The following is a 26751-nucleotide window of genomic DNA, read 5'->3' as shown; positions in this document are numbered from 1 at the left end:
CGAGGCATGCGCCTGTTCATCGACACCGGATCCGTGGCCGAGGTCGAGGAGATCGCCCGCTGGGGCGTCCTCGCCGGGGCCACCACCAACCCGAGCCTCCTGGCGAAGGAGGACGGCGATCCGGCGGACATCATCCGGCGGATCTGCGAGCTCGTCGACGGGCCGGTCAGCGCCGAGGTCGTCGCCAAGGACGCGAAGGGCATGGTCGCCGAGGGGCGCGCGCTGCGCACGCTGCACGAGCACGTGTGCGTGAAGGTGCCGTTCTCCGCCGAGGGCCTCGCCGCCACCCGGGAGCTGACCGACGACGGCCACCCGGTGAACATGACGCTCGTGTTCTCGCCCAACCAGGCGCTGCTGACCGCCGAGGCGGGCGCCACCTACGTCTCCTGCTTCATGGGCCGGCTGGACGACATCTCCGTGGACTCCACGCAGGTGGTCTCCGAGATCGTCGACGTCCTGCGCCAGTCGGACACCGAGACCGAGGTGCTGGCCGCCTCGATCCGCCACCCGCTGCACGTCGTGACCGCCGCCGCCCTGGGCTGCGAGGTCGCCACGCTGCCCGGCAAGGTGCTCAAGCAGATGCTCGAGCATCCGCTCACGACGTCGGGGATCGCCCAGTTCGAGAAGGACTGGGAGTCGCGCCCGGAGTTCGGCGAGTGGCTCGCCGGCCTGGTCGCGAAGACCAACGCCCCTGCGTAGCCGCCACTTCCTGCGCTAGCCTCCCCGGGGCAACGCGTCGCCGGGCCGCTGTCCAACGCGGTCCGGACGCCGACCGACGACCCATCCCCACCGGAGGACCCCATGTCCGTACTGACCCGTGACGCCCTCGAGGCGTCGCCGCTCGCCGACCTGCACGCGATCGCCGCGGAGCTCGGCGTCGACGGCTTCCGCCGTCTGCGCAAGGCCGACCTGATCGACCAGATGCTCGAGGCCGCCGGCGGCGAGGCCGCGCCTGCCGCCGACGCCGACGAGGCGCCCGCGCCGCGCCGCCGCACCCGCGGCGGCCGCAGCCGCGCGAAGGCCGCGAGCGCCGACGCCGATGCCGACGCGGAGGGCGTGGAGGACACGGCCTCCAAGGACGCCGACGCCGACGAGGAGGCCCCGCGGCCCCGCTCGCGGCGTGGTGGCCGTGGCGGCCGCGGCCGTGCGGCGGCCGAGGACGAGGAGTCCCAGGAGGCGCCCGGCCGCGATGACGTGATCGTCTCGGGCGTCGTCGAGGTGCTCGGCAACGGCTCGGGCTTCCTGCGCGTGTCGCCGCCCGACCCGTCCGACGACGACGTCTACATCTCTGCCGCGCAGGTGCGCCGCTGCGAGCTCGTCAGCGGCGACACGGTCAGCGGTCCGCGGCGTGAGCCGCGCCGCTCGGAGCGCTACCCGTCGCTGGTGCGCGTCGACACGATCAACGACCGGCCGGCCGACGAGGTCGCGGAGGGCACCCGCTTCGAGGACCTCGCGGCGACGTTCCCGACCGAGCGGTTCGCGCTCGGCGGCGAGGACGTGACCCTCAAGGCGATCGAGTGGCTGACCCCGATCGGCCGCGGCTCGCGCGTGACGATCAGCGGCGCGGCGCGCAGCGGCAAGACCGAGGCGCTGCTGCGCCTGGCGGGCGCGCTCGCCGGCCAGGACGGCGTCGAGACCTCGCTCGTGCTCGCGGGCGTGCGGCCCGAGGAGCTCGCCTCCGCCCCGGAGGGCGTGGAGCCCGTCGCGGCGCTGCCGTTCAGCGCCAGCGCCGACGCGCGCGGCCAGGCGATCGAGCGCGCGCTCGACGCCGCCAAGCGCGTCGTGGCCCGCGGCGGGCACGCCGTCGTGCTGATCGACACGCTCGACGGCGTGCACGAGAGCGTCGCGCGGCGCGCGCTGGCCGCGGCCCGCAACGTCGTCGACGGCGGCTCGCTGACCGTCATCGCGACCGCGAGCGCGCCGCTGGGCGGCGAGACGACCGTGATCGCGCTCGACCAGACGCTCACGAGCACGGGCCGCCTGCCGGCCCTGGACCTCGTCGCGTCCGGCACGCTGAAGCCGGAGCTGCTGGTCGGCGCCGCCGGTGCCGAGGCGATCGCCTCGGCCCGCGCGAGCGCGCTGGCCTAGCGCCGTGCCGGTGGCGCGGCCCCGGTCGGGGTCGCGCCGCGCACGCGGTGACCGTCCGGTCGCGGCCGGACGGGAGGGGGAGAGGGCGCCGCGCGACCTAGCGGCGCGAGTAGGCGACCCGGCCCCAGGAGGGCTCGGGGGCGAGCTCGACGGGCTCGCCGTCGCGCTCGGGCTGCACGTACGCGAAGGTCTGGGCGTCCGCGTCGAAGCGCACGTCCAGCTCGCCCTCCTTGACGCGCTGGTCCAGCCAGGCGGAGCGGAAGACCAGGCGGCGCAGCCAGTGGACCAGGGAGCGGTCCGAGGGGCCGACGAGCTCGGGCCAGCAGTCGTTGACGTGCTCGCCCAGCGCGGAGGCCGGATCCTGGATCTCGCCGTTGACGGCGAGGTTCACCAGGTCCTCGAGCTCGTGGTCCTCGAGCCGGCCTCCGACGAAGCCGAGCTTCAGGGCGGCCTGCTCGCAGCGCTCCGCGAAATCGCGTTCGTTGAAGGTGAAGCGGAGCTCCCCGTACTCGAGGACGAAGTCCTCTCCGGAGTCGTAGTTGCCGCGGCGGGTCATGTCCATAGATAGAGGGGCACGGAGGCGGCGGGCATCGCCCCCTCGGTGCGTCGGCATCGTATGGGAGAACCCTGCGCGGACGGACGGAATGCAACCGGTCTTGCACCCCGCGCCCGCGGGGGCCCGGATAGGGTCGCCGACATGGCCCAGGACCTCACCGGACAGGCGATCGCGATCACGGGGGCGTCCTCCGGGATCGGGGAGGCGACGGCGCTCGCGTGCGCCCGCGCGGGCGCGTCGGTGGCGCTCGCGGCACGGCGCGCGGACCGGGTGCAGGCGCTCGCGCAGCGCATCGAGCAGGAGGGCGGCCGGGCGGTCGCGCTGCCGACCGACGTGACCGACGAGCGGCAGGCGCGCGCGTTCGTGGAGCACGCCTACGAGGCGTTCGGCCGCCTCGACGGCCTGGTCAACAACGCGGGGGTGATGCTGCTGGGCGCGGTCACCGGGGCGGACACCGCGCAGTGGCGGCGGATGATCGACGTCAACGTGCTGGGGCTCCTCTACTGCACCCACGCGGCGATCCCGGTGATGCAGCGCAACGCCGACCCGGCGGGTGGGCACATCGTCAACGTCAGCTCGACGGCGGGCCGCAACGCCTCCCTGGGCGCGGCGGTCTACAACCTGACGAAGTTCGGGGTCTGCGGCTTCAGCGAGGCGCTGCGCCAGGAGGTCCTGCACCACGGGATCCGCGTCACCGTCGTGGAGCCGGGCTTCACGGAGTCCGAGCTGCTGGACCACAACACCGACCCCATGGTCCAGGCCGGGGCCGCTCACCGCCGCCAGGAGATCGGGAAGGTGCTCGAGAGCGAGGACGTCGCCGCCGCGATCGTCTACGCGCTGGAGCAGCCCGCGCACGTGAGCGTCAACGAGATCCTCGTGCGGCCCACCGGCCAGCGCACCTGAGCCGCGGCCGGCCGCCGACCGTCACGGATCGGCCCCGGTCCGTCACGGCCGGGGGGAGAGTTCGTGCGCGGTCGCCCTAGTGGCTGTGCCATGAGCGACAACGACCAGACCGCGACGACGATCCTGCTGGTGGAGGACGACGACCTCACCCGCCGGTTCCTCGCCGACAACCTCACCGCCGACGGGTACGACCTGCTCGTCGCCGCGACCGCGACGGAGGGCATGCGGCTCGCGGAGACCCGCTACCCGGACGTCGCGATCCTCGACGTCGGCCTGCCCGACGGCACCGGCCTGGAGCTGCTGGACCGCATCCGCGAGAGCGACGGGGTCGCCAACCGCGTCGACCGCGACCTGCCGGTGATGCTGCTGTCCGGTCGCGCCGCGGAGATCGACCGCATCCGCGGCTTCCAGCGCGGCGCCGACGACTACGTCGCCAAGCCCTACGCGTACGCGGAGCTGCAGGTCCGGATCGCGGCGCTGCTGCGGCGCGCCGCGGTCCGGCGGCGCGGCGGGCGGATGCGGGTCGGGCCGATCGAGCTCGACCCGGGGGCGCGGCTCGTGCGGCTCAACGGCGAGCTGCTGCACCTCTCCCAGAAGGAGTTCGCGCTGCTCCAGGCGCTGCTGGAGGAGCCCACCCGGGTGCGGACCAAGGACGAGCTGATGCAGACCGTCTGGGGCTGCCGGGCGATCGGGACGAGCCGCACGCTCGACTCGCACGCCTGCCGGCTGCGGCACAAGCTCGGGCGCGACGGGGACCGCTTCATCGTGAACGTGTGGGGCGTCGGCTACCGCCTCATCGACGGGCCGGGGCCGTCGTCGTGACCGTCTCGCTGCTCGGCTGGCTGCTCGCCTCGGCGTCGGCGCTGACGCTCGTGGTCTGCCGTGTCCGCGCCCACCGGCGCGACGTCGCGCTGGCCCGCGCCTCGCATGAGGTCCGCGGGCCGCTGCAGGCGGTGATGCTCGGCCTCGCCGGGCTCGACCGGATCCCGCCGGACGGCGTCGGGGAGCGGGCGCGCGTGATCGGCGGCGAGCTCGACCGCGTCGTCGCGGCGCTCGCCGACCTCGACGCCGCACGGGCCCGCCGCGCGGCCGCGCCGGGCCGACACGTCCGGCCCGTCGGCGCCGGGGTCGACCTCGCCGCGCTCGTGCGCCGGCAGGTCGCCGCGTGGCAGCCCGTGGCGGGTGCGCGCGGCCGGACGCTGCGCTGGGAGGGAGCGCAGGCGTCGTGCCCGGTGCCCGGGGAGGAGGTGCGCCTGGCGCAGGCGACCGGCAACCTGCTCGCCAACGCGCTGGAGCACGGGCGCGGCGAGGTCGTCGTGCAGCTGGTCCGCGAGGCCGGCGCCGTGCGGATCATCGTCCGCGACGAGGGGCCCGGGCCGGGCGTGCCCGTCGAGCGGCTGCTGGCCCGTGCGCGCCGCGGCACCGGCGCGCACGGGCACGGCCTCGCGGTCGCGCACGCCGTCGCGCTCGCCCACGGTGGCCGGCTGAGCGCGCCGCCCGGGGACGGGGTGGCGCTCGTGCTGCCCGCGGCCGTCGCGGACGGGCGGCTGGTCGCGTGAGCCCGCGTCGGCGGGCCGCGCTCCTCGCCGGGCTCGCGATCGTGCTCGGGGTGCTGGCGGCGAGCGACGTGCGCCGCCGCGAGGGGGCGCTGGAGCGGCAGCTGCAGCCCGTGGTCGGGGTCGTGGTGCTGCGCGCACCGGTCGCGGCCGGGGACCCGATCCCGGCGGCGAGTCTCGCGGTCCGGCAGGTGCCGGAGCGCTACGCCCCGCGCGGGGCGTTCGCGCGCCCGCGCGGCCTCGCCGGCATACGGGCCGCCGCCGACCTCGCGGCCGGGACCGACCTCGTCCCCGCGCTGCTGGACGACGGTCGCGCCGACGCGGGACCGGGGGCGCCGGTGCGGCCGGGGGAGCGCGTGGCGGACATCGTCGCCCGCGGCGCGCCCGAGCTCGTGCGGCCCGGCATGCGGGTCGACGTCCTCGTCACCCGGGACGGCCCGCAGGGCGGCGACGGTCGGACCGAGCTGGCCCTGCAGGACGCCGAGGTGCTCGACGCGGCGGCCGTCGACGGGGACGCGCGCGAGCCCGGGGAGCGGGTGCGCGTGTCCCTGCGGGTGACCGTGCGGCAGGCGATGCTGCTCGCCGACGCCGAGCAGTACGCCCGGGAAGTGCGCGTGCTGTCGCGGGCTGCCGGGGACCGCGGTCGCGCGGGATGAGGCGTCCAGCCGGTCTGGACGCCCGGGCCGGACGCTCAAGGGATCCGGCACCACGCCGATACGGGCAGGGAGGCCCGTTGCTCATGATCCCACGCCCGTTCCCGCCCATCCGCTTCCTCGCCCCGGCGCTGCTCGCGCTCGCGGCGCTGGCGCTCCTGGTGCTCCCCGCGGGCGCCGGGGCCGCCTCGCGCGCCGCCACGCCGACGAAGCTCTACCCGTCGATCCAGAAGGTCAGCCCCAAGCAGGCGGGGATCGGCGACCGGCTCGTCATCACCGGCAAGAGCTTCCGCAAGGGCCGCAACCGCAACACGGTCGTCTTCAAGCGCGACGGCAAGCGCGCGATCTTCGTGCGCGCCACCGGCACCTCGACGAAGCGGATCTCGGTCCTGCTGCCCGCCAAGCTGCTGCCGATGCTCGCGCAGAAGGCCGGCCAGCCGGTCTCCACCCGCTTTCGCGTGCGCGTCCTCGCCGCCCGCTTCGGTCGCCGCTACACCAGCGCGAAGGCCAGCCCGATGATCGGGCCGCTGCCGCGCAACGCGAAGGTCGCCACCGACGACTGCGACGGCGACGGGCTGAAGAACGCCCGCGACACCGACGACGACAACGACCTCCTGAGCGACACGACCGAGGCGTCGCTGAAGACCGACCCGTGCCTGCGCGACAGCGACAAGGACGGCATGACCGACGGCTGGGAGCACTACTCGGCGCTCGACCGCAACGGCAAGGCCGTCCCCGCCCCGACCCGCAAGCCCTACCCCAACGCGCTCGACGGCGCGGACGGCGCGATCGACCACGACGGCGACGGGCTCACCAACTTGGAGGAGTACATCGCCTGGGTGACGCACTCCGGTGCGCTCAAGCCGCAGGACGACGACCCGTTCACCAGCCGCCTGAGCTACAGCGGCGGCAACCCCGCGTCGGACGGCCGCAGCCGCCGGCCCGACGCGCTCGCCTACATGGACCGCGACGGCAACGGCTTCCTCAGCGACTTCGAGCGCGACGCCGACGGCGACCAGATCCCGAACATGGACGAGCAGCGCACGACCGCCGACGCGGCCCGCGGGCTGATCGCGGACATCGACGACCCCCGGTTCTTCGAGTACGGCCTGTTCGGCCAGACCTACATGGACAAGATCGCGGCGGTGCAGTCAAAGCAGACGCAGCCGCGGTGCGGCGGGATCAACCAGGTGCCGTTCTACTGCCTGGACTCGCTGGACCAGGGCGCGGTCAAGGTCTCGAAGGTCGACACGCTCGACTGGGTCGACGCCGACTCCGACGGGGACGGCATCCGCGACGACCGCGACGACGTCGACCACGACGACGTCCCCAACCTGCAGGAGTACCTCGAGGAGCTCGCGACCCCGAACGCGGACCGCCGCTACCGGCACCTCGACGCCTGCATCCCGAACTCCGACTCGCGCTACTGCCTGCTCGGCGGCGTCGACATCGACGTCGACGGCCTCGACAACCGCGACGACACCGACGACGACGGCGACCTGATCAGCGACGTCGACGAGCGCCGGATCAAGACCGACCCGCTCGTCGCCGACAGCGACGGCGACGGCGTCACCGACGGCTACGAGTACTACTCGGCGATCGACCTGAACTCCGCCGCGCTCCCGTACCCGGGCAAGCGGCCGTACCCCAACCCGCTCGACGGGGAGGACGGCGCCGGCGACCACGACGGCGACAGCCTGACGCTCGTGCAGGAGTACAAGGCCTGGCGGCTCACCGGCGGCACGCTGCCGCTGAGCTACAGCGCCGGCACCCAGTGGACCGGCGGCAAGCTGCCCGTCGGCAGCTACCCGGTCGGCACGGGCTACGACAACAACGGCGACGGCACCCTCTCCGACAACGAGAAGGACGCCGACCGCGACGGCCTGGCCAACGACGTCGAGGCGAACTCGTCGCTCAGCGACCCGAAGTGGTGGGACATCTGGTCCTCCCAGGAGTCGGTCAAGTGCACGCCCGACTACATGGAGTCCGTGTACCCCGGACCCGCCTACCAGGGCCTGAACTTCGTCGACGCGGACACCGACGGCGACGGCCTGAAGGACGGGGCCGACGACATCGACCACGACGGCTTCACCAACGCGATGGAGCAGGGCCGCCCGTCGGACTGGTGCACGACCTACGTGTCGACCGGCCACCCGGGGACCGACAAGCTCGCGCGGATGCAGCCGTTCAACCCGTGCAAGCCGGTCTACTCCGACGCCTGCCACGTCAAGGCGCCGCTCGCCTACTACGGTCGCAACGAGGACTGGGAGAGCCCGCACCACCAGCAGGGCCCGTAGTCCCGGGGAGGAGGAGTACGGTGCACGTCGCGTGCGCCGCCTCGTCCTCCTCGTCAGCGCCATCGTGCTCGTCGACACGATGTTCTACGCGGTGGTCACGCCGCTGCTGCCGACCTACGCCGACGAGCTCGACCTCGGCAAGACCGCCTCGGGGATCCTCGCGGCGGCCTACCCGGCCGGCACCCTGATCGGGGCGATCCCCGCCGGCATCGTCGCCGCGCGCCTGGGCGCGAAGCCCACCGTGCTGCTCGGCCTCGCGCTGCTCGCGGTCTCGACGCTGACGTTCGGGTTCGCCGGGGACGTCGTCGTGCTCGACGGCGCCCGTTTCGTGCAGGGCCTCGGCGGCGCCTGCTCCTGGGCGGGCGGCCTCGCCTGGCTCGTCGAGGCGGCGCCACCCGAGACGCGCGGCGCGGTGATCGGCACGGCGCTCGGCGCCGCGATCGGCGGCTCGCTGCTCGGCCCGGTCGTCGGGGCGCTCGCGGAGGCCACCTCGCCCGAGGCGGTCTTCAGCTCGGTCGTCGTGCTCGCGGGCGGTCTGGCGCTGGCGGCGGCCCGCACCCCCGGCACCGGACGGCCCGACGCCCAGCCGCTGCGCGTGCTCGTCGACGCGGTCCGCACCGCGCCGGTGCTCGTGGCGATGTGGCTCGTGGCGCTCCCCGCGTTCGCGTTCGGGATGGTCGGCGTGCTCGGCGCGCTGCGGATGGACGGCTTCGGGGCGGGCGGTGCGGCCGTCGGCGCCGCGTTCCTCGTCGCCGCCGCGGTCGAGGGGGTCGTCAGCCCGCTCGTCGGCCGCGTCAGCGACCGGCGCGGCCGGCTCGTGCCCGTCCGGGCCGGGCTCGCCGCGGCGACCGTCGTGCTCGCGCTGGTCACCGTGCCGCAGACGGCGCTGCTGCTCGGCATCGCGATCGTCGCGACGAGCGCCGCGCTCGGCACGTTCTGGGCGCCGGCGATGGCGATGCTCTCCGACGCCGCGGAGTCCGCGCGGCTGCAGCAGGGGCTCGCGTTCGCCCTCGTCAACCTCGCCTGGGCGACCGGGCAGGTGGCGGGCTCGGGCCTCGGCGGCGGACTCGCCGAGGCGACCGCGGACGGCGTGCCGCTGGGCATCGCGGCGCTGTGCTGCGCGGTGACGCTCGCGGTCCTGCAGGTCCGGCCGGTGCGCCTGGGGGGAGAGTCGCAGGCCGCCGCCCCCTAGTGGGGGCATGGACCCCGTCGAGGACCTCGCCGTCGAGCTGCGCGACCGCCTGCTGCGGGAGGTGGCGATCGACGACGGCGGGGACGACCTGACCGACCGCATCCGGCGGCTGGTCGAGCGCGAGGCGGCGGTGCTGCCGGCGGACACGCGCGAGGCGCTGTGCGCGCGGATCGCGGAGCGGTCGTTCGGGCTCGGGCCGCTGGAGCCGCTGCTGGCCGACCCGGAGGTCGACGAGATCATGGTCGGCGGCACCCGCCCCGTGTGGGTGGAGCGCCACGGCCGGCTCGAGCCCACCACGGTGCGGTTCGCGCGCGAGGACGACCTGCGGCACGCGATCGAGCGGATCCTCGCCCCGGTCGGCCGGCGCGTGGACGAGGCCGAGCCGCTGTGCGACGCGCGGCTGCCCGACGGCTCGCGCGTGAACGTCGTGCTGCCGCCCCTGGCGGTCGACGGGCCGCAGCTGACGATCCGCCGCTTCCGCAGCCGTCCGCTGCTCGCCGACGAGCTCGTTGCGCGGGGCAGCTGGCCGGCCGGCACGCGGGAGCTGCTGCACGCCGCGGTGCGGCAGCGCCTGAACGTCCTGGTCTGCGGCGGCACCGGCTCGGGGAAGACGACGACGCTCGGGGCGCTCTCGGCGTTCGTCGGGCCCGACGAGCGGATCGTGACGATCGAGGACACGGCCGAGCTGCGGCTGCAGCAGCCGCACGTCGTGCGGCTCGAGGCGCGGCCCGCCAGCGTCGAGGGGCGCGGCGAGGTCACGATCCGCCGGCTCGTCCGCAACGCGCTGCGGATGCGGCCCGACCGGATCGTCGTGGGGGAGGTCCGCGGGCCCGAGGCGCTCGACATGCTCGCCGCCATGTCCAGCGGTCACGACGGTTCGCTGTGCACGGTGCACGCGTCCTCGACGCACGAGGCGCTGCGGCGCCTGGAGGTCCTGGCGCTGATGGCCGACGTCGGGCTGCCGCATGCGGCGGTGCGCGAGCAGGTCGCCGCCGCGATCGACCTCGTCGTCCACCAGGCCCGGCGCGCGGACGGCTCGCGCCGCGTGGTCCAGGTGGCCGAGGTCCGCCGCCGCGACGACGGCAGCGCCGAGCCCGTGGAGCTGCTGCGCACCGACGAGTCGGGCCGGCCGACCTGGCGGCACCCGGAGGACCCGCGCCTGCGGGCGGCGGTCGCGGCGGTGGCGCCGTGAGCCTGACCGTCCTGTGCGCGGCGGGCGCGGGAGCACTGGCCGTGCTGGCGCTCGCCGAGCTCGTGGGGGTCGTGCAGGCGGGCGGCCTCGGGCGGCTGGCGGCCCGGCTGACGGACCCGTGGCGCTCGGCGGGGCGGGACGGGCACGTCACCGACGCGGAGCGCCGCCGGCTCGGGATCGTGTGCGGCGCGACGATCGCGGCCGCCGCCTGGCTCGTGCTGGGCATCGGCCCGGCGCTCGTCTGCGCGGTCGCCGGCCCGTGGACCGCCGGGCGCCTGCTGCGCGCCCGGCGCGAGCGCTGGCGGATCCAGGCGGGGGAGGGCGTGCCGCTGCTGGCCCGCGCGCTCGCCGACGCGCTCGCGGGTGGCCGCTCGCTGCGCGGCGCGGTGCTCGCCGCCGCGCAGGACGGTGCGGTGCGCGGTGCCACCGGTGTGGAGGTCCGGGCGCTGGCCCGCGAGCTCGAGCTCGGCCGCCCGACCCCGGTCGCCCTGGAGGACTGGGGGGCCCGCCTGCGGTCCCCCGGCACGGACGTGCTCGTCGCCGCCGTGCTGCTGCAGCGCGAGTCCGGCGGAGATCTCGCCGGGCTCCTGCGCGACCTCGCGGGCGACCTGGAGGAGGGGCGCCGCGCGACCGCCGACGCCCGGACGGCGACCGCGCAGGCACGGCTGACCGCACGCCTCGTCGCCGGGCTGCCCGTGGGTGCCGGGGTGCTCGCCGAGCTCGCGGCGCCCGGCACGATCACCGGGATGCTCGCCGAGCCGCTCTCGCGGCTGCTCGCCGCGGGTGGGGTGGTGCTGCTGGTCGCAGCGCTCGTGGTCGTGGGGCAGCTCGCCCGGGTGCCGCGGTGAGCGTCGCGGCGCTCATCGCCGGACTGGCGGCCGCGAGCGCGGTCGCGGCGCTCGGGGCGGCGGCGCAGGCCCACGCGGCGCGGCCGCCGCGCGCCGAGCCGGCCGCCGACCGCGGCGCGCCGGCCCCGGGCCCGGCGCTCGCCGCGCTGCTGCGGCTCGGCCGCCGGACCGGCGCACCGCGGCCGAGCCGCGGCCTGGCGGGGCGCCTGGCCGCCGCGGGGCTCGACGCGCGGCTCACCCCGGCGGACCTGATGGCGATCAAGGGCGCGACCGTGCTGCTCGTCGCCGCCGTCGGCCTGACGCTGCTCCCGGCGCTCGGCGGGACCGCCGCGCTGCCGCTGCTGCTGGTCGCCGCGGGCGGGGGCTTCCTCGTCCCCGACCGCTGGCTGGTCCTGCGCGCGCGCCGGCGGGCGGCGGTCATGGCGGTCGAGGTCGCCGACGTGCTCGACCTGCTGCGGGTCGGGGTGGCGGCCGGGCGCGGGCCCGTCCGCGCACTGGCGGAGGTCGGCCGCCGACACCCGGGTCTGCTGGCCGCCGAGCTGCGGCGCACCGCGCGGGAGATCGGGGCGGGTACGCGCCGGGAGGAGGCGCTCGAGGCGCTGCGGGCGCGGTGCCCACTCCCGGCGGTCGCGGCGCTCGTCGCCGCGCTGCGCCGGGCGGAGCGTCACGGGGTACCGCTCGCCCCGGCGCTGGCGGCGATCGCCGCCGACGCGCGCGCCGACCGCGTCCGGCTGCTCGCCGACCACGCCGCCCGCGCCGCGCCGAAGATCCAGCTCGTGATCGCGCTGCTGCTCGTCCCCGGGGTCCTGCTGCTGGTCGCCGCGGCGATGGTCAGCACGCTCTGAGCGGTCGGCGCCCCCGATCCGGGGCGCCGACCGCGACGCGGACCGGCTACTTCACGGTGAGCACGAAGCGCGAGCGGTAGGTGTCGCCCTCGCGCTTGGCGCCCGCGACGATCGCGCCGAACGCGTCGAGGTAGGGCTTGGCCTGCTGGAAGCTCGGGTCGCTGCCCGCGCCGAGCGCGAGGAACGACACGACGGTCGGGAAGTCGAGGTAGAACGCGGGCTTGATCCCGTCCCCGACCTTCGCGGCGGCGGCCTTGAACGCGGCCTGGTCGCCGAGCCGGTCGCCGGAGCCACCCTCGAGCGTCTTCTGCACGAGCGTCGGGTTGACGCCGACGACGAAGCGGTCGTCCTTCAGCCCGACGAGCAGCTCGAACGGGGCGCCGTCCCCGAGCGGGACGCGGAACCCGGCGTCGGCGCCGGCGGGCGCGCGCTGCACGACCTGCTGGCCGCTGAACCGCTCGATCAGCGGCACGATCTTCGTCAGCGCTGCCTTCGTCTTGGCCGGGTCCTTCGAGGTCACCACGAGCCCGCCGCCGACGTCCGCGAGCGAGCGGCCCTGCACGAACAGGGCGCCCTGGCCCATCCAGGAGAGCAGGTCGTCCTCGATCGAGAGGCCGAGCGAGGACTCGAGGCCGCGCAGGAGCGTCTGCGGGTCCTGGCCGGCGACCGGGCCGATCGCCCCGATCTGCTGGATCGCCTGACGCGCGATCGCGCCGATCTCCCCGAGGCCGACACCCAGCACGGTGCCGCCGGGCAGGTCGGCCAGCGCGGCCGCCGGGTCACCGGCCGCCTGCTGCGCGGGAAGGCCCTGCTGGGCGGTCTCGATGCGGATCGCGCCGTCGTCGACCGCGATCGCGGCGGTCACCGAGGTCGCGCCGCCGAGCGCCTGCTGCAGCGGCTCGATCTGGGAGGCGATGAGCGGCTCGCTGGCCGTCAGCGCCTGGACGCCCTTCAGCACGTCGATGTAGACGAAGCCGAGCGCGTCGTCCTGGCTGGTGTTCTCGCGCGCCTTCTTGAAGGCGGCCGCGTCGTCGAGCTGCGAGTCCGCCTTGGCGGCGTCGACCGCGGACTTGTAGCCCGCCTCGGTCCCGATCACGAACGTGTCCCCGGCCGGGCCGGCGACGAGGTCGTCGTCGCCGGTCTCGCGCAGGTACTTCTCGCCGTCGTACTCGGCCTCGACGGTGTCCTTGCCGTCGCCCTTGAGCGCCTCGAACGCCTTGTCGTTGTCCTTCGAGGCGATCGCGACGGCGAAGTCGGGCTTCTCCGGATCGCGCAGGGAGGTGATCGCGACGGCGGCCTTGTCCCCGAGCCAGGGGTCGATGCTCTTGTCGAAGCTCGCCCCGTCCTGGTCCTTGACCACCTGGTCGATGGCCTTGGTGATCTCGGCCGCCGGGTCCTGCGTGCGCAGCACCTTCTTGGCGACCGCCTCGACGTCGCTGCGCAGGTCGCCGTCCGGGCGGACCGTCAGCTCGAAGTACAGCGGGGCGCTGGCGGGGATCACCGCGGCCGGGTCGGTGCCCGCGTCGCCGCTCTCGCTGTCGCCGCAGCCGGCGAGGGCGAGTGCGGCGACGGCGGCGCCACCGAGGGCGAGGCGTCGGAGGTCGGGAAGGGTCGGGGCGGGCACGCGGGGCTCCTCGGACGGGGGGACGACGGCCCGCTCATGGTAGGGCCGCCTCGGGACGGTCGCCTCACACCGTTCCCCCTGCGGCCCTCGCGCACACCCGCTCCCACCGGTCCTCACACGATTCCCCACCGGAACGCCCCTCCGACGCACATCCGGCGGACGGAAGCCGCCGGAAGGGCCTCGGATGGACGGGTGTCGGGCCTGCAACGTCCCGTGCAGGAGCCGGTCGTCCCACGCGGAATCCCCGATGAACACTGAGGTTTTCGCCGCGTCGTCCTTCTCGCACGAACTCCTGTGGGAAAAGTTGCATGAAAGGTGTTGACCGGTGGGAAAGGGTGGGCTAGCTTCCCGGGCCAGCGAACCGGGGTGGAGGGGCTCCTCCCACTCCTCCTCCCCGGTTCGCGCCTCCTTCACAGGGGCGGGACAGTGCTCCTCCGCGGATCCTTCGACTACACCCTCGACGCGAAGAACCGGCTCACCGTGCCGGCCAAGGTCCGCCACCACTTCGCCGAGGGCGCCGTCCTGGCCCGGGGCCTCACCCGCAACGTCTCGCTCTGGATCCCGGCCGAGTTCGACGCGTACTCGACCGACATGCTCAGCGGCTTCGACCCGCTCGACGAGGACTACGCCACGCTGGACTCGCACCTCGTCGGCGGCTCCCACGACGTCGAGCTCGACAGCGCCGGCCGCATCGCGATGCCCTCGCGCCTCGCGCAGTACGCGGGCATCACCAAGGACGTCGTCCTCGTCGGCAGCAAGACCCACATCCAGATCTGGGACCGCAGCACCTGGGACGCGCGCAGCGAGCGGCTCCCCGACGCCGTCCAGGACATCTCGCGCCGCCGCAAGGGCGCGTCCCGCCTCCCGACCCTCGGCCAGGCGTGAGCCGGCTGCTCGACATCGTGGCCCGCGAACACGTCCCCGTCCTCGCCGGCGAGCTCATCGACCTCCTGGCCCCCGCGCCGGGGGAGACCGCCGTGGACTGCACCTTCGGGGCGGGCGGGCACGCCCGGCTCGTCGCCGAGCGTCTCGGGCCGGACGGCGAGCTCATCGCCATCGACCGCGACCCCGAGGCCGAGGGCCGCTTCGCCGCGCTCGCCGCCGAGCTGCCCTGCCGCACCCGCTTCCTGCGCGCGGGCTTCGCCGAAGGGCTCGAGGAGCTCCGCGAGGAGGGCGTCCGCGCCGACCTCGTCTACCTCGACCTCGGCATGAGCTCGATGCAGATCGACACGCGCGAGCGCGGGTTCTCCTACAGCTACGACGCGCCGCTGGACATGCGCATGGACACCACCCAGGAGCTCACCGCGGCCGAGCTCGTCGCGACCTGGGACGAGCGGGCGCTCGGCCGGCTGTTCAAGGAGTACGGGGACGAGCGGTTCTCCCGCCCGATCGCCCGCGCGATCGTCCGGGCCCGCGAGAGCGGCCCGCTCGAGACGACGACCGCGCTCGTCGACGTGATCACCGCCGCGGTGCCCGCGCCGGCGCGGTTCGCCGCCGGCCACCCGGCCAAGCGCGTCTTCCAGGCGATCCGCATCGCCGTCAACGACGAGTTCGGCCAGGTCGACCGCGCGCTGCCGGTCGCCTGGGACGTCCTGCGCGTGGACGGCCGCTTTGCAGGTATCTCGTTCCACTCGGGCGAAGACCGCCGCGTGAAGCGGTTCCTCGCGGACCTCGCCCAGGGGTGCATCTGCCCGCCCGACTTCCCGGTGTGCGCCTGCGGGCGCACCCCGCAGGCCGAGCTGCTGGGACGCGGCATCGTGCCGACCCCCGGCGAGATCGCCGACAACCCGCGTGCCGCCTCAGCACGGATGCGCGCCGCCCGCAAGCTCCAGGAAGGACCCGTCGCATGACCCCGCCCGCCGCGGCAGCCGCCCGCAGCACCCATGCCCCCGCCCGCCGGCCCGCCGCACGGCCGCGGCCCCGGCCGGTGCCCGCCCCGGCGCCCGCACGGCGCCCGGGACGGCCCGCCGCCCGTCCGGCGGCCCGGCCCGCCGCCGCGCGCGGGTCCCAGCTGACGCTGCTGGACCGGATCATCCGGGGCCGCCTGTGGATCGTCCTGCTCGCCGGCGCGCTGATGGGCCTCGTGTTCCTGCAGGTGTCGCTGCTGAAGCTCAACTCCGGGATCGGCCGGGCGGTGCAGACCTCCTCGACGCTCGAGCGCCAGAACGCGCTGCTGCGCGGCGAGATCGCGCGGCTCGACGCGGGGGAGCGCATCCAGACCGCTGCGACCGGCCTCGGCCTCGTCATGCCCGCGCCCGGCGACCGCAACTACCTGACCGTCCGCCCGGGCGACGCCGCCCGCGCCGCCCGCTCGATCACCGCGCCCGCACCGGTCGTGCAGCAGGCGCTCGAGCCCGGCGCCACGGGCGTCGCGGGCGCCCCGGCCGCCACCGCCGCGCCCGCGGTCACGCCGGCCGCCGCGCCCACGCAGACCGCCTCCGCGCCCGCCGCGACCGCGCCCGACCCGGCCGCGCAGGCCGCCCGGGCGCCCGCGCAGACCACCGCCGCGCCGCAGACCTCGACCACCGCAGCGCCCGCGGGCACGGCCGCGCCTCCCGGCACCCCGTCCACGTCGGCGCCCGCGCAGCAGCCGACCGCCGGCGGCGTCGTCGCGGACCCGACGGCGGGATAGCGCCGTGACGATCGTCGACCGCCGCATCTCGCTGCTGTTCGCGGCGTTCCTGCTGCTCCTGACGCTCGCGTTCGTCCGCGCGTTCTGGCTCGGCGCCGTGCGCGGCGACAGCCTCGCGCGCGCGGCGAACACGCAGCAGGTCGTCACCGCCGAGGTGCCCGCCCAGCGCGGGCTCATCGTCGACCGCGAGGGCGTCGACCTCGCGGTCAGCGAGCCGGCCGACGACGTCAGCGCCACCCCGTACCTCGTCAAGGACCCGGTCCGGGCGGCCGCGCGCCTGGCCCCGATCCTCGGCATCCCGTCCGCCGAGCTCACCGAGAAGCTCTCGCGCCGTGACACCGGCTTCGTCTACCTCGCGCGCCGCGTCGCGGCCGACAAGGCCGACCGCGTCGAGCGCCTGAAGATCGAGGGGATCGACCTCACGCCCGGCACCCGCCGCGTCTACCCGCGCGACTGGCTCGCCACCCAGGTGCTCGGCACCGTCGGCACCGAAGGGCACGGGCTGGCGGGCATCGAGTACCTCCGCGACGAGCAGCTGCACGGCACCGACGGGCGTCGCCGCACCGTCCGCGACGCCAAGGGCGAGCCGATCGAGACGACCGACCTGCGGACCGCCAAGCCCGGCGAGAACCTCGAGCTGACGCTCGATGCCGCCCTCCAGAGCAAGGTCGAGAGCGTCCTCGGGGACGTCGGCGAGCGCTACCGGCCCAAGAGCGCCACCGCGATCGTCATGGACCCGAAGACCAGCGAGGTCCTCGCGATGGCCAACTGGCCGCGGGTCAACGCCAACGACCCGGGCGCCGCCCCGCCCGAGGCGCTGCAGAACCGCGCGGTCGGCCTGACCTACGAGCCCGGCTCGACGTTCAAGGCGTTCACCGTCGCCGGGGCGCTCGAGGACGGCAAGGTCACCCCCGACACCCAGTTCAACCTGCCGCCGCAGATCGTCGTCGCGGACCGCACGATCGGCGAGTCGCACCCGCGCGGCCCGATCACCCTGAGCACGGCGGGGATCCTCGCGCAGTCCTCGAACGTCGGGTCGATCCTCATCGGCCAGCGGCTCGGGAAGGTCGAGTTCGACCGCTGGGTGCGCAGGTTCGGGTTCGGGACGCCGACCGGCGTCGACCTGCCGGGCGAGGAGCGCGGCATCGTGCCGCGCGTGAACCAGTACTCGGGCTCCTCGATGGGCAACCTGCCGATCGGCCAGGGCCTCTCGGTCACGCCGCTGCAGATGACCTCCGCCTACGCGGCGATCGCCAATGGCGGCGTCCTGCGGTCCCCGCAGATCATCCGCGCGGTCAACGGCCGCCGCGTCCCGCGCGCGAAGGGCACCCGGATCATCAGCCGCACGACCAGCGCGCAGATCCGCAGCATGCTCGAGGGCGTCTTCGCCCCGGGCGGCACCGCCGCGGAGGTCGCGATCCCCGGCTACAAGCTCGCGGGCAAGACCGGCACCGCGAACAAGGTCGACACGAAGACCGGCGAGTACTCCAAGGCGAACTACATCGCCTCGTTCACGGGCTTCGCGCCCGCGGCCAGGCCGGAGCTGCTCGTGTCGGTGATCGTGGACGAGCCCAAGGGCGAGATCTACGGCGGCAAGATCGCCGCCCCGGCCTTCGGGAAGATCACCGAGTTCGCGCTGACCCACCTGCGCGTCCCGCCCAGCTGACACACTGCCCGACGCATGACGCTGCGCGAGGTGATCGGCGACGCCGCCCGCGACGCCCCGCACGTCGAGGTGAGCGCACTCGCCTACGACAACCGCACGGTCACCCCCGGGACCGTGTTCTTCTGCGTGCCCGGGTTCACCCGCGACGGGCACGACTTCGCCCCGGACGCCGTCGCCCGGGGCGCGGCGGCGCTCGTCGTGCAGCGGCCGCTGGGCCTCGGGGTCCCCGAGGTCGTCGTCCCCGACGTGCGCGCCGCGATGGCGCCGGCCGCCGCCCGGCTGCACGGCGACCCGACCGCGCGCCTGCGCACGACCGGCATCACCGGCACGAACGGCAAGACCACGACGGCGCACCTCGTCCGCGCGCTGCTGGAGCACGCGGGCACCGCCACCGGCATGCTCGGCACGGTCACCCAGGTCGTCGGCGGGCAGGAGACGGCGTCGGTGCGCACCACGCCGGAGGCGATCGACCTGCAGCGCACGTTCGCGGCGATGCTCGACGGCGGCGACGCGGCCTGCGTCATGGAGGTCAGCTCGCACGCGCTGCGGCTGCGGCGCGCCGACGCGATCCACTGGGACGTCGCGGTCTTCACGAACCTCACGCAGGACCACCTCGACTTCCACCCCGACATGGACGACTACTTCGCCGCCAAGCGCGAGCTGTTCGTCCCCGTCTCGCCCGCCGGCCGCCCGCCCGCGACCGCGGTCGTCAACGTCGACGACCCGTGGGGCGCCCGCCTCGCCGCCGACCTCCCGGGCGTCGTGACGGTCGGGATCGACCGCGAGGACGCGTCGCTGCGCGCCACCGACGTCGTCAGCCGCGTCACGGGCACGACCTTCACCGCCGCGGGCCGCTCCTGGTCGCTGTCGCTGCCCGGCCGCTTCAACGTCCTCAACGCGCTGTGCGCGATCGCCGCCGTGCGCGCGCACGGCGTGCCGGACGAGGTCATCGCCGACGGCCTCGCGGCGTTCGGCCGCGTCCCGGGCCGCTTCGAGCCGGTCGACGAGGGGCAGGACTTCGGCGTGCTCGTCGACTACGCGCACACCCCCGACGCGCTGGAGAACGTGCTCGCCGCCGCGCGCGGGCTCGCCGGCGGGCACCGCGTCCTCTGCGTCTTCGGGGCCGGCGGTGACCGCGACCGCGCGAAGCGGCCGCTGATGGGGGAGATCGCCGCGCGCCTCGCCGACGTCGTCGTGGTCACGAGCGACAACCCGCGCTCGGAGGACCCGCAGGCGATCCTCGCGGACATCACCGCCGGGATCGAGCGCGACGACGCCGTCGTCATCGAGGACCGCCGCGCCGCGATCGCCCACGCGATCGGCGCCGCCCGCACCGGCGACGTCGTCGTCGTCGCGGGCAAGGGCCACGAGCAGGGGCAGGAGCTGGCCGGGGGCGAGAAGATCCCGTTCGACGACGTCACGGTGGCCCGGGAGGCGCTGCGCGATGCTTGACCGATCACCCCAGTGGATCGCCGACGCGGCGGGCGCGCACCTGCGCGAGCCGCAGTCCGCGGGCGACGGCCCCACCCGCGTCGTCATCGACTCGCGCGGCGTCGGTCCCGGCGACCTGTTCGTCGGGATCGCGGGCGAGCGGGTCGACGGCGGCCACTTCGCCGCCACCGCCCTGGAGGCGGGCGCCTGGGGCGTGCTCGTCGAGCCCCGGCACGCCGACAGCCTGCCGCCCGGCACCGGTGGGGTCGTGCTCGCCGCCGAGGATCCGCTCGCGGCGCTGCAGCGCCTCGCGACCGCGTGGCGGCGCCAGCTCGCCGCCGTCGTCATCGGCGTCACCGGCTCGACCGGCAAGACCTCCACGAAGGACGTGCTCGCCGCGATGCTGCGGGCCGCGGGCCGGCGCGTCACCGCCACCAGCCAGAACCTCAACACCGAGATCGGGCTGCCGCTGACGGTCCTGTCGGCGCCGCACGGCACCGAGGTCCTCGTGCTCGAGATGGCGATGCGCGGCCCCGGCCAGATCGCCGAGCTCGCGCGGATCGCGGAGCCGGACATCGCGATCGTCACGAACATCGGGCCCGTCCACCTCGAGCTGCTCGGGTCGATCGGCGCGATCGCCCGCGCGAAGGCCGAGCTGCTGGACGGCCTGCGTCCCGGGGGCACCGCGATCGTGCCCGCCGACGAGCCGCTGTTGGAGCCCCACCTGCGCGACGACCTGCACGTGGTGCGGTTCGGGTCGGGCGGCGACGTCACCGAGCTCCCCGGCGTCACGCTGCTGTCCGCCGGTCAGCCGCTCACCTCGGCGCACATGGCGCGCAACGCGCTCGCCGCGGCCGCCGCCGCGCGCGCCGCCGGGGTCGAGCCCGCGGGCGAGGTCGACGTCGCGCTCAGCGCCATGCGCGGCCAGCGCGAGCGCCTGCAGGGCGGCGTCGTCGTCGTGGACGACTGCTACAACGCCAACCCGATGTCGATGCGCGCCGCCCTGGACGACCTCGCCGCGACGGCGCCCGGCCGCAAGGTCGCCGTGCTCGGCGACATGCTCGAGCTCGGCCCCGACGGCGGCCGCTTCCACAGCGAGCTCGGCGTGCACGCCCGCGACGTCGGGGTCGACGTCCTCGTCACCGTCGGACCGCTGGCCGCCTACCTGGGCGCCGGCTCCGGCCTGGGCGCCGTGCAGTCCGTCGAGGACGCCGAGCAGGCCGCGCGGCTCGTGCCGACGCTCGTGCAGGACGGGGACACCGTGCTCGTGAAGGCGTCGCGCGGCGTCGGACTGGAGGCCGTCAGCGCCGCGCTGCGCGCGGCCCGGCCCCCCGCGGACGGGGCGCGCTGATGGGCGAGATCCTCATCGGCGGTACCGCCGCGCTGCTCATCTGCGTCTTCCTCAGCCCCCGGTTCATCGCCGGGATGCGCCGCCGCCAGTTCGGCCAGCACATCCGCGAGGAGGGCCCGGCCGGCCACCACGCCAAGGCGGGCACGCCGACGATGGGCGGCGTCATCATCTTCGCCGCCATCAGCGTCCCGTTCCTGATCCTCAGCGACTACGACTGGCGCTCGATCGGCGTGTTCGGCGTCGCGATCCTCTCGGCCATGCTCGGCTTCGCGGACGACGCCCAGAAGATCTTCCAGCGTCGCTCCCTGGGCCTGCGGGGACGGTGGAAGCTCATCGTCACGATCGGCATCTCGCTGCTGCTGTGGTTCGTCGCCGTCGAGCTGGCCGACCTGCCGCCGACCCTGCGCCTGCGGTCGCTGGACGCCACGATCGACCTCGGGGTCTTCTACCCGGTGCTCATCTACCTCGTGGTGGCGGGCACGACCAACGCGGTCAACCTCACCGACGGCCTCGACGGTCTCGCGGCCGGCTGCGTCGCGATCGTGATGCTCGCCTACCTGGGCATCACGTTCATCACCAGCGGCCAGGAGGACCTGGCGCTGCTGTGCGGCTGCGTGGTCGGGGCCTGCATCGGGTTCCTCTGGTACAACGCCTTCCCCGCCACGGTGTTCATGGGGGACACCGGGTCGCTCGGCCTCGGCGGCGCGGTCGCGGGGCTCGCGGTGATGACGAAGACCGAGGAGCTGCTCGTGCTGCTCGGCGGCATCTTCGTCGTCGAGGCGCTGAGCGTGATCATCCAGGTGTTCTGGTTCCAGAACTTCCGCAAGCGCGTCTTCCTGATGGCCCCGATCCACCACCACTTCGAGATGGCGGGCTGGTCGGAGACGAAGATCATCCTGCGGTTCTGGATCATCGCGTCGGTCTGCGCGGCGATCGGCTTCACGATCTACCAGCAGTCCGTCGCCTAGCCGCGCCGCGCCCGTGCTGCCTCCCGGCCCGTACCTCGTCGTCGGCCTGGCCCGCTCGGGCCTCGCCGCCGGGCGCGCCCTGGTCGCCGCCGGGCACGCGGTCGTCGGCGTCGACAGCGGGCGGCCCGAGCTGCCCGCCGACCCCGGGTTCCCGGTCCACGACGGCAGCGACGGGCTCGCGCTGCTCGACGCGCACGGCATCGGCGCGGTCGTGAAGTCCCCCGGGGTGCCGCCGCACGCCCCGGTCGTCGCCGCCGCCCGCGAGCGCGGCATCCCCGTGCTGGGGGAGCTCGAGCTCGGCTGGCGGCTCGTCCCGCTCGACGTCGTCGCGGTGACCGGCACCAACGGCAAGACCACGGTGTCGGAGTGGCTCGGCCACGCGCACCGGGTCGCCGGCCGGCCGGTGCACGTCGTCGGGAACGTCGGGACCGCGTACACCTCGCTGATCGACGCGCACGAGCCGGGCGCCACCGTCATCGCGGAGTGCTCGAGCTACCAGCTGCACGACACGCTCGCGTTCCGTCCCGACGTCGGGATCCTGCTGAACCTCGGCAGCGACCACCTGAACTGGCACGGCACGGTCGACGCCTACCGGGACGCCAAGCGCCACGGCATGTTCGCCCGCCAGCACGCGGCCGACACGGCGATCGCCCCCGGGGCGCTGCTGCCGCTCCCCGGCGACGGCGCGGCGATCGACCTCGACCTCGTCGAGCTGCCCGCCGAGCCGGCGCTGCAGGGCGCCCACAACCGGGTCAACGCCCGGGCGGTCACCGCCGCGTGCCGCGCGCGCGGCATCCCCGAGGAGGCGATCGCCCAGGCGCTCGTGACCTTCGCGGGGGTCGAGCACCGCCTGCAGGAGCTCCCGCCCGTCGGCGGCGTGCGGTTCGTCAACGACTCCAAGGCGACGAACGTCGAGTCGGCCCTGACCGCGCTCGCCGCGTTCGACGTCCCGCTGCACCTGATCCTCGGCGGCGACGACGCCAAGCAGGAGGACTTCGGCCCGCTGCGCGCCCCGGTCGCCGCGAAGGCCGCCTCGGTCCAGCTGGTCGGGGCCGCCGCGGGGCGCCTGCGCGACGCGCTCGGCCGCGGCGAGGACCGCGGCGACCTCGAGCGCGCGGTCGCCGCCGCGGCCGCGCTCGCCCGTCCGGGCGAGGTCGTCCTGCTGTCCCCGGCGTGCGCGAGCTTCGGGCAGTACCGGGACTTCGAGGAGCGCGGCCGGCACTTCGCGGCGCTCGTGGCCGCGCGCCACCCGTAGCGAACACCGTCCGCGGCGGGAGGGACCCGTCACGCCGCGGCGAACAGAGGTCCGGATGCGTCGCGTCGCCGCCACCGCGAAGCGCAGGACCCCTGCGCACCCCCTGGAGTACAACCTCCTGATGACGGCGACGCTGTGCCTGCTCGCCGCGGGCGCCGTCATGGTCTTCAGCGCCTCGTCGGCCACCACGCTCCTGGAGGGCCACGGCGACGGCACCTCCTACCTCGTGAAGTACCTCGTGTTCGGGACGCTCGGGTTCGTCGGCCTGACCGTGCTGTCGCGCGCCTCGCTGCCGCGCATCCTCGCGTTCACCCCGGGCCTGCTGATCTTCTGCTTCGTCTGCCTGCTCGCGGTCCGCACGCCGCTGGGCGTCAGCGGCGGCGGCGCGCAGTCGTGGCTGGGCGTCGGGCCGCTGACGTTCCAGCCGTCGGAGCTCACGAAGCTCGCGCTGATCCTCTACGCGGTGCGGATGCTCGCGGTGAAGCCGGGCCCGCCGCAGCACCCGCGCGAGCTCATGCCGCTCGCGGTCGTCGCCGGCCCGCTGCTGCTGCTGATCGCCAGCCAGCCCGACCTCGGGACCGCGATCGTCGTGTCGTTCACGGTCGCGGCGGTGCTCGTCGCCGCGGGCGTGCCCGTGCGCTGGCTGCTTGTCGTGGTCGCGGTCGCGGGCTTCCTGGCGCTGCTCTACGCGCTGTCGGCGGACTACCGCCGCGCGCGCCTCACGAGCTTCCTCGACCCCTGGGACACCGCGGGGACCACCGGCTTCCAGTCGGTCCAGGGACAGATCGCGCTCGGATCCGGCGGCTTCTTCGGGCTCGGGCTCGGCCAGTCGGTGCAGAAGATCTACTACCTGCCCGAGGCGCACACCGACTTCATCCTCGCGATCATCGGCGAGGAGCTCGGGATCGCCGGGATCGCCGGGATCCTCTTCCTCTTCGGCGTCATCGGCTACGCGGGCCTGCGCGTGGCGAAGATGGCGCGGGACCCGGGCGCCAAGCTCCTGGCCGCGGGCATCACGGCGATGGTGCTCGGCCAGGCCTGCCTGAACATCTTCACGGTCCTCGGGCTGGCGCCGATCACCGGCGTCACGCTGCCGTTCGTCTCCTACGGGATCACGAGCCTGTGGACCGTCCTGGCCTCGATGGGCCTGCTGCTGAACATCGCGAGCGGGGGGACGACCGGGCTGCGCGCCCGCCAGGCTCCCCGCCGCCGACCGAGGATGGACGACCGTGACGAAGGTCGTGATCGCCGCCGGCGGGACAGCGGGGCACGTGGTGCCGGCGCTGGCGGTCGCCGACGCGCTGCGGGCTGAGGGCGCGGAGGTCGCGTTCGTCGGCGGGGACCGCGCGGAGGCCGAGCTGGTGCCCGCCGCCGGGTACCGGCTGCACCGCATCCACGTCGAGGGCATCAGCCGCTCCAACCCGCTGAAGGCCGCGCGCGCGGTCGGTCGTGCGGCGGGGGCGCTGCGCGCGGCGCGACGGATCCTGCGCGAGGAGCGCCCGGACGTCGTGATGGGCGGCGGCGGCTACGTGGCCGGCCCGGTCGGCGCGGCCGCGCTGCGCGCGAAGCTGCCGCTCGTCCTCACCGAGGCCGACAGCCACCTGGGCCTGACCAACCGCCTGCTCGCCGGACGCGCGACCCGGGTCTGCCTGGCCTTCCCGCTGCCCGGACGGGAGGGTGACCGCTACCGCGTGACCGGCCGTCCGGTGCCGCCGCCCGCCACCGACCGGGCCGCGGCGCGCGCCCGCTTCGGCCTGGCCGACGGGGACACGTGCCTGCTCGTGTTCGGCGGGTCGCTGGGCGCCCGCAGCCTCAACGAGGCGACGATCGGCGCGTACGGGACGGCGGCGCCCGCCGGCCTGCGGGTCCTCCACGCGGCCGGCCGGCGCGACCATGACGACCTCGCCGCCCGCCTGGGCGATCCCGCGCCGGCGCACTACGACCTGCGCCCGTACATCGACGGCTTCGGCGAGGCGCTGCTGGCCTGCGACCTGTGCGTCGCCCGGTCGGGCGGCTCGGTCTTCGAGGTCGCGGCGGCGGGGCGGCCCGCGGTGCTCGTGCCCTACCCGCACGCGGCCGCCGACCACCAGACCGGCAACGCCCGCTGGATGGTCGACGGGGGCGCCGCGGTCCTCGTCCCCGACGCCGAGCTCGACGCCGACCGGCTGCGCCGCGAGGTCGACGCGCTGCTGGCCGACCGCGACCGGCTCGCGGCGATGGCCGCCGCGTCGGCCGGGCTGGCCCGCCCGGACGCGGCCGCCGCGATCGCGGCCGAGGTGCTGGCCGCCGCCCGCGCGTCGTAGGCTGCGGCGCGATGCCCGCGTCCCGCCCCGACGGTCCCTGGTCCCACCGCCGCCTGCACCTCATCGGGGTGGGTGGCGCCGGCATGAGCGGCTACGCCCGCGTCTGCGCCCAGCTCGGCGCGCGCGTCAGCGGCAGCGACCGCGCGGAGGGCCCGCAGCTGCCGGGCCTGCGCGAGCTGGGGGTGGACGTCCACGTCGGCCACGACGCCGCCAACGTCCCGGCGGGGGACGACGTCGAGGTCGTCTACTCCTCGGCGGTCCCGGCGGACAACCCCGAGCGCGCCGCCGCCCGCGAGCGCGGGCTGCGCGCGGTGCCGCGTGCCGAGCTGCTGGCCGAGCTGAGCGCGCTGCGCCGGACGCTCGCGATCGCCGGGGCGCACGGCAAGACGACGACGACGTCGATGGCCGCGCACGTGCTGCTGGCCGTCGACGGCCCGGACCCGGCGTACCTGATCGGCGGGGCGCTCACGACGACCGGCCTGCACGCCGACTGGCCCGCGGGTGACGGCTGGCTGGTCGTCGAGGCCGACGAGTCGGACCGCTCGATGCTGCGCCTGGACGTCGACGTCGCCGTCGTCACGAACGTCGAGCTGGACCACCACGCCACCTACGGGTCGCTGCAGGAGGTCCGGGAGGTCTTCCGCGAGCTGCTGGACGGCCCGCCGCAGGCGGTGATCTGGGACCGTCCCGACCTGCTCGAGCTGCGCGACCCCGGGACACCGGTCGTCCCGTTCGACGCCACGGACGTGACGCTCGTGCCAGGCGGCAGCCGCTTCGCCTGGCGCGGCCACGAGGTGACGCTGGCGGTGCCGGGCGAGCACAACGCGCGCAACGCGGTCGCGGCGCTGGAGGCCTGCCGCCTGGCGGGGGCCGACGAGGCGCAGGCGGTCGCCGCGCTCGCGACCTTCCGCGGCGCGGGCCGGCGCTTCGACCGGCTGGGGGAGACCGCGCTCGGGGTGCCGGTGATCGACGACTACGCGCACCACCCGACCGAGGTCCGGGCGACGCTCGAGGCGGCGCGCTCCTACGGCTCCCGGGTCGTCGCGGTCTTCCAGCCGCACCTGTTCAGCCGCACGCAGCAGCTGCACCGCGAGTTCGGGGCGGCGCTGGCGCTGGCGGACGTCGCCGCGGTCGTGCCGATCTACCCGGCGCGCGAGGTCCAGGAGGACTTCCCGGGGATCACCGGCCTGTTGATCGCGCAGGCCGCCTGCGACGCCCGGCCGGGCATGCCGGTCCACTGGCTGCCGTCGCTGGCCGACGCCGAGCGCGTCGTCGGCGCGCTGCTGCGCCCGGGCGACCTCTGCGTCGTCATGGGCGCCGGTGACGTCGACGCCCTCGGGCGCGCGCTGGTGGCCTGACCGCCCGCGCGCCGGGTCGCCCGGGCGTCCACC

The 26751-nt window shown here is 75.5% G+C and carries 24 protein-coding genes; 22 read left to right on the top strand and 2 right to left on the bottom strand.

Annotation, left to right across the window (positions count from 1 at the left end; all coding sequences use genetic code 11):
- Positions 1-6 precede the first annotated feature (6 nt).
- Together fsa and C7Y72_RS17710 are read left to right on the top strand one after the other, a co-directional pair.
- A complete protein-coding gene (gene fsa, locus C7Y72_RS17715) occupies positions 7-699 on the top strand; it encodes a fructose-6-phosphate aldolase (RefSeq protein ID WP_107570532.1) in 693 nt (230 codons plus the stop codon).
- A gap of 102 nt (positions 700-801) precedes the next feature.
- Positions 802-2088, top strand: coding sequence for a Rho termination factor N-terminal domain-containing protein (locus C7Y72_RS17710; RefSeq protein WP_107570531.1), 1287 nt, complete (start codon positions 802-804; stop codon positions 2086-2088).
- A gap of 97 nt (positions 2089-2185) precedes the next feature.
- On the opposite strand, the gene C7Y72_RS17705 is transcribed toward C7Y72_RS17710, so the two are convergent.
- Complete coding sequence (locus C7Y72_RS17705) at positions 2186-2644, bottom strand: hypothetical protein (protein WP_233243923.1); 459 nt, start codon at positions 2642-2644, stop codon at positions 2186-2188.
- Between the two features lie 141 nt (positions 2645-2785).
- Between C7Y72_RS17705 and C7Y72_RS17700 the strand changes: the two genes are divergently transcribed.
- From C7Y72_RS17700 to C7Y72_RS17660, 9 genes are all read left to right on the top strand, one after another.
- Complete coding sequence (locus tag C7Y72_RS17700) at positions 2786-3547, top strand: SDR family NAD(P)-dependent oxidoreductase (RefSeq protein WP_107570529.1); 762 nt, start codon at positions 2786-2788, stop codon at positions 3545-3547.
- 90 nt (positions 3548-3637) lie between these two features.
- Positions 3638-4369: a response regulator transcription factor gene (locus tag C7Y72_RS17695; RefSeq protein ID WP_107570528.1), complete on the top strand. Its 732-nt coding sequence runs from the start codon at positions 3638-3640 to the stop codon at positions 4367-4369.
- A complete protein-coding gene (locus C7Y72_RS17690; protein ID WP_107570527.1) occupies positions 4366-5106 on the top strand; it encodes a sensor histidine kinase in 741 nt (246 codons plus the stop codon). The genes C7Y72_RS17695 and C7Y72_RS17690 overlap by 4 nt, the downstream gene beginning before the upstream one ends.
- Positions 5103-5759 (top strand): Flp pilus assembly protein CpaB, encoded by a 657-nt coding sequence (gene cpaB / locus C7Y72_RS17685; protein ID WP_107570526.1) that lies wholly within the window; start codon positions 5103-5105, stop codon positions 5757-5759. The genes C7Y72_RS17690 and cpaB overlap by 4 nt, the downstream gene beginning before the upstream one ends.
- A gap of 83 nt (positions 5760-5842) precedes the next feature.
- Positions 5843-8053 (top strand): hypothetical protein, encoded by a 2211-nt coding sequence (locus C7Y72_RS17680; protein ID WP_107570525.1) that lies wholly within the window; start codon positions 5843-5845, stop codon positions 8051-8053.
- A 31-nt stretch (positions 8054-8084) separates the two neighbouring features.
- Positions 8085-9245, top strand: coding sequence for an MFS transporter (locus tag C7Y72_RS17675; RefSeq protein WP_107570524.1), 1161 nt, complete (start codon positions 8085-8087; stop codon positions 9243-9245).
- Between the two features lie 7 nt (positions 9246-9252).
- Positions 9253-10437, top strand: a complete 1185-nt coding sequence (locus C7Y72_RS17670) for a TadA family conjugal transfer-associated ATPase (RefSeq protein ID WP_107570523.1) — start codon at positions 9253-9255, stop codon at positions 10435-10437.
- Positions 10434-11285, top strand: coding sequence for a type II secretion system F family protein (locus C7Y72_RS17665; protein ID WP_107570522.1), 852 nt, complete (start codon positions 10434-10436; stop codon positions 11283-11285). Before C7Y72_RS17670 ends, C7Y72_RS17665 begins: the two co-directional genes overlap by 4 nt.
- Positions 11282-12130, top strand: coding sequence for a type II secretion system F family protein (locus tag C7Y72_RS17660; protein ID WP_107570521.1), 849 nt, complete (start codon positions 11282-11284; stop codon positions 12128-12130). Before C7Y72_RS17665 ends, C7Y72_RS17660 begins: the two co-directional genes overlap by 4 nt.
- A gap of 46 nt (positions 12131-12176) precedes the next feature.
- Here C7Y72_RS17660 and C7Y72_RS17655 read toward each other — a convergent pair whose 3' ends face one another.
- The gene (locus C7Y72_RS17655) at positions 12177-13754 is read right to left on the bottom strand and encodes a DUF3352 domain-containing protein (protein WP_158276916.1); all 1578 of its coding nucleotides are present in this window, start codon (positions 13752-13754) and stop codon (positions 12177-12179) included.
- 426 nt (positions 13755-14180) lie between these two features.
- Between C7Y72_RS17655 and C7Y72_RS22885 the strand changes: the two genes are divergently transcribed.
- The 11 genes from C7Y72_RS22885 to murC all read left to right on the top strand — a co-directional run bounded on the left by C7Y72_RS22885 (position 14181) and on the right by murC (position 26718).
- Complete coding sequence (locus tag C7Y72_RS22885; protein ID WP_154732429.1) at positions 14181-14639, top strand: division/cell wall cluster transcriptional repressor MraZ; 459 nt, start codon at positions 14181-14183, stop codon at positions 14637-14639.
- A complete protein-coding gene (gene rsmH / locus C7Y72_RS17640; protein ID WP_233243922.1) occupies positions 14636-15604 on the top strand; it encodes a 16S rRNA (cytosine(1402)-N(4))-methyltransferase RsmH in 969 nt (322 codons plus the stop codon). Before C7Y72_RS22885 ends, rsmH begins: the two co-directional genes overlap by 4 nt.
- A complete protein-coding gene (locus C7Y72_RS17635; RefSeq protein ID WP_146175437.1) occupies positions 15601-16386 on the top strand; it encodes an FtsB/FtsL family cell division protein in 786 nt (261 codons plus the stop codon). The genes rsmH and C7Y72_RS17635 overlap by 4 nt, the downstream gene beginning before the upstream one ends.
- Positions 16387-16390: 4 nt before the next feature.
- Positions 16391-18052 carry a peptidoglycan D,D-transpeptidase FtsI family protein gene (locus C7Y72_RS17630; RefSeq protein WP_107570517.1) on the top strand — a complete coding sequence of 554 codons (1662 nt, stop codon included), beginning with the start codon at positions 16391-16393 and terminating at the stop codon, positions 18050-18052.
- 15 nt (positions 18053-18067) lie between these two features.
- Positions 18068-19504 (top strand): UDP-N-acetylmuramoyl-L-alanyl-D-glutamate--2,6-diaminopimelate ligase, encoded by a 1437-nt coding sequence (locus C7Y72_RS17625; RefSeq protein WP_107570516.1) that lies wholly within the window; start codon positions 18068-18070, stop codon positions 19502-19504.
- Entirely contained in the window at positions 19497-20834 is a 1338-nt protein-coding gene (locus tag C7Y72_RS17620) for a UDP-N-acetylmuramoyl-tripeptide--D-alanyl-D-alanine ligase (protein WP_107570515.1), read from the top strand. The genes C7Y72_RS17625 and C7Y72_RS17620 overlap by 8 nt, the downstream gene beginning before the upstream one ends.
- Complete coding sequence (mraY, locus tag C7Y72_RS17615) at positions 20834-21802, top strand: phospho-N-acetylmuramoyl-pentapeptide-transferase (RefSeq protein WP_107570514.1); 969 nt, start codon at positions 20834-20836, stop codon at positions 21800-21802. Before C7Y72_RS17620 ends, mraY begins: the two co-directional genes overlap by 1 nt.
- A 13-nt stretch (positions 21803-21815) precedes the next feature.
- On the top strand, positions 21816-23057 hold the full coding sequence (locus C7Y72_RS17610; RefSeq protein ID WP_107570513.1) for a Mur ligase family protein: 1242 nt from the start codon (positions 21816-21818) through the stop codon (positions 23055-23057).
- A 121-nt stretch (positions 23058-23178) separates the two neighbouring features.
- Positions 23179-24369, top strand: coding sequence for an FtsW/RodA/SpoVE family cell cycle protein (locus C7Y72_RS17605; protein WP_158276915.1), 1191 nt, complete (start codon positions 23179-23181; stop codon positions 24367-24369).
- The gene (gene murG, locus C7Y72_RS17600; protein WP_107570511.1) at positions 24287-25360 is read left to right on the top strand and encodes an undecaprenyldiphospho-muramoylpentapeptide beta-N-acetylglucosaminyltransferase; all 1074 of its coding nucleotides are present in this window, start codon (positions 24287-24289) and stop codon (positions 25358-25360) included. The genes C7Y72_RS17605 and murG overlap by 83 nt, the downstream gene beginning before the upstream one ends.
- 11 nt (positions 25361-25371) lie before the next feature.
- Positions 25372-26718, top strand: a complete 1347-nt coding sequence (gene murC, locus C7Y72_RS17595; RefSeq protein ID WP_107570510.1) for a UDP-N-acetylmuramate--L-alanine ligase — start codon at positions 25372-25374, stop codon at positions 26716-26718.
- Positions 26719-26751: the final 33 nt, after the last annotated feature.

Source organism: Paraconexibacter algicola (genome assembly GCF_003044185.1).
In the GTDB taxonomy this organism is placed as follows: Bacteria; Actinomycetota; Thermoleophilia; order Solirubrobacterales; family Solirubrobacteraceae; genus Paraconexibacter; species Paraconexibacter algicola.
This window is presented reverse-complemented; position numbering and strand designations above follow the sequence as displayed.